Source organism: Rubellimicrobium rubrum (assembly GCF_006152115.1).
GTDB lineage: Bacteria > Pseudomonadota > Alphaproteobacteria > Rhodobacterales > Rhodobacteraceae > Rubellimicrobium > Rubellimicrobium rubrum.
Window position 1 is genome coordinate 1 of record NZ_VDFU01000093.1, and the last position, 1,566, is coordinate 1,566.

At 62.3% G+C, this 1,566-nt stretch carries 1 protein-coding gene; it reads right to left on the reverse strand.

Annotated elements, in window-relative coordinates; genetic code table 11:
- Positions 1-839, reverse strand: an 839-nt coding sequence (locus FHG66_RS21335) for a HAMP domain-containing protein (protein WP_139079156.1), incomplete at its 3' end; no start/stop codon positions are given.
- Between the last annotated feature and the right edge of the window lie 727 nt (positions 840-1,566).

Below are 1,566 nucleotides of genomic sequence, written 5' to 3' on the forward strand. Positions count from 1 at the left end.
TCCGAGCCCGAGGATACCTGCCCCGCACCCCCGCTCACCTCCGTCACAATGGCGCGAAGCTTCAGGATCATCTCATTCTGGCTGGTCAGGAGATCGGCCACCTCATCGCGCCCGCGCACAACGGCGGTCTCGGTGAGGTCACCCCCAGCCACACGCTGCGACACCGCCATAGCTTGGGACAGGCCACGGGAGATAGTCACCGTAAGCCAAGCGGCCCCGGCGATGCCCACCACCGACGCGCCCGCAGCAAGGACTGTCAGGAGCGACCGGCCGCTCTGGTAACTGGCAGCGGCTTCCAAGGCTTCTTGGTTGATGACCCCCTCCAGTTCCTCGTCAAGGCTGTCGATCACATCGCGCATCGCATCGAAGGTCGCATTCAGGTCCGAGATGCTACGGCTCGCCAGCGCCTGCTGCTGCTGATCGGTCACGGCGCTCGAGAGATCCTGCACCAGCGTGCCGCTGGCTTCTGTCCAGGCCGCGAACTCGGGCCAGAACTGCTCCATCATACCACGCGACCAATCGGCATCGACCAGTGCGGCATACTTCTCCATGCGTTCGCTGATCTGCTCCACGTTCTCACCGTGTGACGCAAGTTGAGCGTCGAACTCTTCGGAGCCCGGCGCAAGCGTCAGAAGGCTCCGTTCGGCCACGAGCGCCTGCTGAGCGTCGCGATCGGCGTTGAGCAGAAGCCCCTGTGCTGGCGTGTAGACTTCAGTGATCCGCGAGACCTGAAGGTTGTAGTCTCGCAACTCCAGAATGCCGAATGCGGCAACGCCGATCAGGGCCAGGACAAGGACGGAAAACACAGCGATGAGCTTGAGCTTGAGAGTAAGACGCATCAGGTACTCCTGGTTGGCTCGGGCTCATGCAGCGATCCGAGGCGCATACACTTTAGGAATCCACACGGACCGACCTGTCCGTGAGGAACTGAGAACTGGCGGCCCGAGGTGCGGATGCTCCGCCTTGCCGGGAAAGGAGCTCTGCTCCTCATCAGAGTTACAAGACAGGTGCTAAAGGAGAGTTGACGCGGGGGCGCCTGTCAGTGGCCGACCAAATCCCGTGCTGCAGTGCATAACTGCTGCACCAGTGCGCATACTGAAAATGCCGTCACGCTGCTCGCGTGGGAGTAGCACATACAGCCGCGGCGTTTGGAGCCACATTCGTAATCGCCCCGCACGGTGAACTTACGGCGGGCAGGCTGGGGCTTAACCTACCTGCCACTGGTCAGGCCGAGCTCTGCCCTAACCCATGCGACGGGTTCGCTCCGCCAAGGCGTCGAGCAGATACTGAAACATCTTGTCGCCCGCATGGTCATGGGGCAGCGGATAGGCCAGACGCAAACAGGGTCTGACCTGCTTCACACCTTCAACTGCTTACTCGCAGACCGGCGAGGCGGTGATCGGCGACCGGGACAGCTTTGCCCGGCTATTCGGAAGGCGCAGGGCTTGGGCGCTCAGCAGACCTCCCGCAGGACCCTGCGCCATTCATCCTTGGTCCGCCATGTTGGAGCCCAATGGTCAGAGGTGCTGCTGGGATCCGGTAACAAGCTGGCCAAGGTCTCACAGG